Annotated in this window: 4 protein-coding genes; all 4 read left to right on the top strand. The window is 71.2% G+C overall.

The genetic code is table 11. The annotated features are described in order from the left end of the window. Positions 1 to 23 precede the first annotated feature (23 nt). The 4 genes from ACFY0K_RS36000 to ACFY0K_RS35985 all read left to right on the top strand — a co-directional run bounded on the left by ACFY0K_RS36000 (position 24) and on the right by ACFY0K_RS35985 (position 6,754). The gene (locus ACFY0K_RS36000) at positions 24 to 4,313 is read left to right on the top strand and encodes an amino acid adenylation domain-containing protein (RefSeq protein WP_390643361.1); all 4,290 of its coding nucleotides are present in this window, start codon (positions 24 to 26) and stop codon (positions 4,311 to 4,313) included. A gap of 71 nt (positions 4,314 to 4,384) precedes the next feature. Continuing rightward, a complete protein-coding gene (locus ACFY0K_RS35995) occupies positions 4,385 to 5,017 on the top strand; it encodes a DUF6875 domain-containing protein (RefSeq protein ID WP_390643360.1) in 633 nt (210 codons plus the stop codon). A gap of 4 nt (positions 5,018 to 5,021) precedes the next feature. Next, complete coding sequence (locus ACFY0K_RS35990) at positions 5,022 to 5,915, top strand: alpha/beta hydrolase (protein ID WP_390643359.1); 894 nt, start codon at positions 5,022 to 5,024, stop codon at positions 5,913 to 5,915. After that, entirely contained in the window at positions 5,912 to 6,754 is an 843-nt protein-coding gene (locus tag ACFY0K_RS35985; protein ID WP_390643358.1) for a tryptophan 2,3-dioxygenase, read from the top strand. Before ACFY0K_RS35990 ends, ACFY0K_RS35985 begins: the two co-directional genes overlap by 4 nt. The last annotated feature ends 13 nt before the right edge of the window (positions 6,755 to 6,767 follow it).

Raw genomic sequence — 6,767 nt, 5'->3', positions numbered from 1 at the left:
GAACGGATCAGGCGCTGGATGAGTTGATCGGGTTCTTCGTGAACACGCTGGTGCTGCGCACGGACACGTCCGGTGATCCGACGTTCGCTGAGTTGATCGCTCGGGTGCGGGAGCGGAGTCTGGCCGCCTACGCGCACCAGGACGTTCCCTTCGAGTACCTGGTCGAGTTGCTCAACCCGACCCGGACCCTGTCGCACCACCCGCTGTTCCAGGTGATGCTCGCGTTGCAGAACGCCCCCGAGGCGAGTTTCCGGCTTCCCGGTCTGACGATCGACGTCGCTCCGGGACGGACGGGTACGGCGAAGTTCGATCTGTTTTTCAGCCTCGCCGAGCAGCGCGGCGCCCACGGTGAGCCGCAGGGCATCAGCGGTGCGATCGAGTACTCCAGTGACATCTACGACGCGCCGAGCGTGCAGGCCCTGTTCGACCGTTGGCTGCATTTCCTCGATATCGCCACCACCCACCCCGACCAGCCCCTCAACCACATCGACATCCTCACCCCCGACGAACACCGTCGTGCCGTGGTCGAGTTCAACGACACGGTGCATGCCGTGCCGGAGGTCTCCCTGGGCGAGCTGTTCGTCCGCCAGGTGGCTGAGACGCCCGATGCCCCGGCGGTCACCGACGGCGCTGCCACCCTCACATACGCACAACTCGACACGCGCGCCAACCATCTTGCACACGAGGTGATCGGCAGGGGAGTGCGGCCCGGTGACGCGGTCGGTGTGCTCCTTGAGCGTTCCATGGCGACGGTCACCACGGTCCTCGGCCTGATGAAAGCCGGCGCGGTCTATGTGCCCCTCGACGTCCGTTATCCGGTCGACCGCATCCGCCATGTCCTGGCCGACACCGGCGCCACCCTGGTGGTGACGGACGAGGCGTCTCAGCCGCACCTCCCGGCGGACGCGGCAGACGTGTTCGTCATCGACTCCACACCCGGGGGAGAGGAGCAGCGTAAGGCGCCTGGGGTGGGTGTGGGGTCGGGGGATGTGGCGTATGTGATGTACACCTCGGGTTCGACGGGTGCGCCCAAGGGGATCGTGGTGACGCATCGCAATGTCGCCGCTCTGGCTCTGGACCCGCGGTTCGACCGTTCGGCGCATGAGCGGGTGTTGCTGCATTCGCCGGCCGCGTTCGACGCTTCCACGTACGAGTTGTGGGTGCCGTTGCTGAGCGGCGGGACCGTTGTGGTGGCTCCGGCCGGGGACCTGGACGTCCCGGCCCTGCGGCACACCGTCTCCAGCCAGGACGTCACCGCGTTGTGGCTGACCAGTTCTCTGCTGAACGTGGTCGCCGAGCACGCCGTGGACGCGCTGTCGGGTGTTCGGCAGGTGTGGAGCGGGGGTGAGGCCGTCTCCGGTGCCACGGTGCAGCGCCTGCAGGAGGCCTGCCCGGCGTTGACGGTGGTGGACGGCTACGGGCCGACGGAGACGACCACGTTCGCCACTCACCACCCCGTGCCGCGTCCGTACACCGGGGGTGCGACGGTGCCGATCGGCCGTCCGATGGCCAACACCCGTGTCTACGTGCTGGACGCACACCTGCGGCCGGTGGTGCCGCAGGTGTGCGGCGAGCTGTACGTCGCCGGGGACGGTCTGGCCCGCGGCTATCTGAACAAGCCCGGTATGACGGCCGAGCGGTTCGTCGCCGATCCCTACGGTCTTGAGCCGGGCGGGCGCATGTACCGCACGGGTGACCTGGTGCGTGTCAACGCCGGCGGGGATCTGGAGTACATGGGCCGTGCCGACCAGCAGGTGAAGGTCCGTGGTTTCCGGATCGAGCCCGGCGAGATCGAGAACGTCCTCACCGATCATCCCGCGATCGGCCAGGCCGCCGTGGTCGCCCACCACGACCAGCCCGGCAGCACCCGCCTGATCGCCTACGTCGTCCCCGACACCGGTGGACTGACGGGGGACGAGGAGGAGCGGGATCAGATCGGCGAGTGGCAGGATCTCTACGACTCGTTGTACTCGGCGCCCGGTTCGACGCCGGGTGAGGACTTCTCCGGCTGGAACAGCAGTTACGACGGCGAGCCGATCCCGCTGCCCGAGATGCGGGAGTGGCGTGCGGCCACGCTCGAACGGATCAGGGCGCTCAAGCCCGGCCGTGTCCTGGAGATCGGTGTCGGCACCGGTCTGCTGCTGTCCGGACTGGCGCCCGAGTGCGAGGAGTACTGGGGCACGGACTTCTCCCCGGTCGTCGTGGAGGAGCTGCGGCGCCATGTCGACGGTGACCCCGAGCTGGCCCGGCGGGTCAGGCTCCGGGTGCAGGCCGCCCACGAGCACGGCGACCTGCCGCAGGCGCACTTCGACACGATCGTGGTCAACTCCGTGGCCCAGTACTTCCCGAACGGCGGATACCTGACACAGGTCGTCGAGCAGGCCTTCCGTCTGCTCGCGCCCGGTGGCGCGCTGTTCCTGGGCGACCTGCGTAATCCGCGGTTGCTGCGGACCTTCGCCTCGGGCGTGCAGACGGCGCGTGCCGAGGACCCTAGCGACACGTCCGAGATCCGCCGTGCCGTCGAGCAGAGCCTGGTCCTGGAGAAGGAACTCCTCGTCGACCCCGAGTACTTCAGCGCCCTCGCTCACCACGTCCCGGACCTGGCGGGCACCGACATCCAGCTCAAGCGCGGCACCGCCCACAACGAACTCACCCGCTACCGCTACGACGCCACCCTGTACAAGACCGACATCACCACCCACCCCCTCACCGACGCCCCCACCCGGCCCTGGACCCGTGACCTGGGTGCCCTCGCCGATCATCTGGGCAGCGCGCGGCCCGACCGGCTGCGCGTCACCGGGGTGCCTCATGCGCGCATCGCGGCCGACCTCGCCGCACAGCGCGCGCTCGAAGCCGGGACGGCACCGGACCTCCGGGACACGGCCGGCGTCGATCCGGAGGACCTGCACCGCCTGGGCGAGAAGTACGGCTACTGGACGGCGATCAGCTGGAACGGGCACGACCCGGCTGCCCTCGACCTCACGTACGTCAAGCGCGAACTGCTCGGCGAGGCGGTGCCCGTCGGTGCCTACGCGCCCACGGGCGCGGCCGGCCCAGGCACCCCGCTCTCGTCCTGGACCACCAGCCCGGCCACCGGCCGGAGCACCGGCGCCCTGCTCATGGCCGTACGGGAGCACCTGCGCCGTCGGCTGCCCGAGTACATGCGCCCCGCCGTCGTCGTTCCGCTCGACCGGCTGCCGCTCACCGCCAACGGCAAGCTCGACCGTGCGGCGCTGCCGGCGCTCGAACCGGAGCGCGCCGACATCGGGCGGGCGCCGGCCACCCCGCAGGAACAGGTCGTGTGCGAGCTGTTCGCGGAGGTCCTGGGCCGACCGGTGGTCGGTGTGAGCGAGGACTTCTTCGATCTGGGCGGGCACTCGCTGCTGGCCACCCGGCTGATGGCGCGGCTGCGCGCGGCCTTCGGTGTGGAGCTGGGCGTGCGGAGCCTGTTCGAGGCGCCGACACCGGCGGGCATCGCGGCCCGCCTCGACGTCGACGACGCGGACGGGTCGTACGAGGTGATGCTGCCGCTGCGCACCGGGGGCAGCAGGCCGCCGCTGTTCTGCGTCCATCCGGGCGGGGGCATCAGCTGGTCGTACAGCGCGCTCATCAAGCACCTGGGGCCGCAGTATCCGCTGTACGGCATCCAGGCGCGCAGCCTGGCCCGGCCGGAACCCCGGCCCGCCAGCATCGAGGAGATGGCGGTGGACTACGCCGACCAGATCCAGCGGGTGCAGCCGCACGGGCCGTACCACCTGGCCGGCTGGTCGTTCGGCGGACTGTGCGCGCATGCGCTGGCCGCGGAGTTCCAGCGGCGCCGAGAGCCGGTGGCGCTGGTCGCGGTGCTCGACGTGATCCCCGACTGGCAGGGCCTCACCCACGCCGACGTGCCCGCCCCGGACGACCGGGTGATGCTGCTTTACCACGTCGGTCTGGTCGACGACGGCAGCCACCACGACGACGGCGAGATGACCTTCGCCAAGGCGCGGGAGATCCTGCGCCGCCAGGGCAGTGTGCTGGCCAACCTGGAGGAGGACCGGCTCACGACGATCACTGAGATCTCGGCGAACAACACCCATCTCACCGTCGACTACCGGCCCGGCCCGATCGACGGTGACCTGCTGCTGATCGCCTGCTCGGAGGAGCAGGACCCGCCGGTCACCGCCGCGGCCTGGCAGCCGTACGTGCGCGGCTCCGTCGAGGCCCATGTGGTGCCCGGCGACCACGGGTCGATGCTGACCCGCCCGGACACGCTGGCCGAGATCGGCCGCATCCTCTCGGCCAAGCTCCACGACCTCACCGGCGACGAGTGACCTTCGCGGGCCGCCCACCAGGAACCCGCCGTCCGCTGTCCGCGAGGACCGACACCCGAGGACTGACACTGATGCTGACCGACGTGCTCTCCGTCGACGTGGCCAAGGCCCTGGCCGCCGTGGACGAATGGCTGAGCGAGTACATCCGCCGACCGCACGGCGAACTCGGACGCACCGGCCCGGTGTGCCCGTTCGTCGAACCCGCCCAGCGTGCCGGCGCGCTGGAGATCCGCGTCAGGCTCGTCGGCCCCACCCCGAGCCAGACCTTGCTCGACGAGATCGTCCGCTGCGGCCTGGATGAGTTCAGCGAGGTCGACTGGAAGTCCGGCAACCCGAATCTGCGCTCGCTGCTGCTGGTCCTGCCGGACCTTCCGGCCGAGCACCTGCACCTGCTGGACGCGGCGCACAGCGCGCTGAAGCCGGAGAGCGTGCGGCGGGGGCTGATGATCGCCCAGTTCCACGAGAAGTGCGAGGAGAAGGCCGCGCGCAACCCGGCGTTCGAGGTGAGTCACGCCCCGGTGCCGATGATGGCGGTGCGGTCGATGGCGATCCACGACGTGCTGTTCCTGGCCGACCGGCGGGAGTGGTTCGAGGAGTACGCGAGCCGTTTCGGCGCCCGCTACCGCACCGGCTCGCACGGCATCGACCCGCTGCTGACCGAGGTGTACGAGCGGGCCCGTGCCACCTACGCGCCGGGGAGCTGAGCGCATGCGCGACGCACCGCCGGCCGCAGGTGCCGTGTACCGGGGCATGGACCAGGCCACGCTGGACCGGCAGTACTCGCCGAGTTCGCGCGTGGCGAGCCTGGACGCCTACCTGCGCGAGTACGAGCGGCTGAGCGAGGCCGCCCGCCGGGACCACCCGGTACGCGCCTCCCTCGCCTACGGCCCGCATCCGGCGGAGCGGCTCGACTACTTCCCCGGGCAGGCGGCCGGGCGGGCCCCGCTGCTGGTGTTCGTGCACGGCGGGAACTGGCAGGCACTGGGCCGCGCCGAATCGGCGTTCCCGGTGCCGCCGCTGCTGGCCGCCGGCGCGGCGGTCGCGGTGATCGAGTACGGGCTGGCACCGGACGTCGGCCTGGACGCCATGGCGGGCATGGCGCGCCGGGCTGTGGACTGGCTGCTGCGGCACGCGGACGGGCTCGGGTTCTCCCCGGACCGACTCCACCTGTGCGGTACCTCGGCCGGCGCGCACCTGGCAGCCATGGCCTTGCTGCCGGACGCGTCGGCCGGCCCGGACGTGTCCGGCCGGATCGCCGGGGCGGTGCTGCTCAGCGGCATGTACGACCTGGAGCCGGTGCGCCTGTCCTACGTCAACGACGCCCTGCGGCTGGACGAGGCCGCGGCCCGGCGCAACAGCCCGATCCTTCGCCTGCCGGCGCGGCTGCCCCCGACGGTGGTCGCCCGCGGCGGGAACGAGACCGAGGAGTACGTCCGCCAGCACGACGGGATGGTGACGGCGCTGCGCCCCCGGGCGGCGGTGACGGAGGTCGTCGCCGATCGGCGCGACCACTTCGACCTCCCCTACGACCTGGGCGTGCCGGGCACCGAGCTGGGCGACGCGGTCCTGGCGCAGATGGGACTGGAAGGAACGACCGCATGACCACCGAACAGACCACCGCGAGCCCCGCGTGCCCGTTGTCCGCCGGAGCCGCGTCGGACACGACCCCGTACGCCCACTACGCGCGGATGGACGAGCTGCTGGGCCTGCAGCATCCGCTCAGTTCGGCCCGCACCGAGCCGGGGTTCATCATCATGAGCCAGGTCAAGGAGCTGCTGTTCAAGCTGCTGCACACCGAATTCAGCGCAGCGCGCGACCAGTTGGCCGACGACCTGCTCGACGACGCGCTGTGGACGCTGCGCCGCGCCACGCGGGTGCAGCAGGTGCTGCTGGTGTCGTGGGAGACGTTCTCCGTGCTGTCCCCGGTGGAGTTCGCCGAGTTCCGGGACGTCCTGGGGTCGGCCTCCGGCTTCCAGTCGGCCGGCTACCGGCGTCTGGAGTTCCTGCTCGGCAACAAGAACCCCGCGATGGCCGCGCCGCACCGGAACACGGCGGGCTACGACGCGGTGGTCGGACAGCTGCACGAGCCGAGCCTGTACGACGCCGCGCTCGCGCTGCTGGCGCGCCGCGGACTGCTCACACCGGACGACGCCACGGACCGGGACGTCACCCGGCCGTACCGCGCCGGCGCGGAGGTCGAGGAGGCCTGGCGGGCGGTCTACCGGGACCCCGTGCGCCATCGCGACCTGCATCTGCTCGCGGAGGCGCTGATGGACGCCGCCGACCAGTTCGCCCGCTGGCGCTACACCCATCTGGTGGCCGTGCAGCGGATGCTGGGCGCCAAGCCCGGGACCGGCGGCACCGAGGGCGTGGCCTGGCTCGCCCGGATCAGTGAGCACCGCTTCTTCCCGGAACTGTGGTCGGTGCGCTCCACGCTCTGACCGGGTCGCCCAG

This window comes from Streptomyces sp. NPDC001507, assembly GCF_042894765.1.
In the GTDB taxonomy this organism is placed as follows: Bacteria; Actinomycetota; Actinomycetes; order Streptomycetales; family Streptomycetaceae; genus Streptomyces.
This window is presented reverse-complemented; position numbering and strand designations above follow the sequence as displayed.

Coding starts and splice junctions, on each gene's coding strand:
- ACFY0K_RS35995 (WP_390643360.1), top strand. CDS start 4,385: ATGCTGACCGACGTGCTCTCCGTCGACGTGGCCAAGGCCCTGGCCGCC.
- ACFY0K_RS35990 (WP_390643359.1), top strand. CDS start 5,022: ATGCGCGACGCACCGCCGGCCGCAGGTGCCGTGTACCGGGGCATGGAC.
- ACFY0K_RS35985 (WP_390643358.1), top strand. CDS start 5,912: ATGACCACCGAACAGACCACCGCGAGCCCCGCGTGCCCGTTGTCCGCC.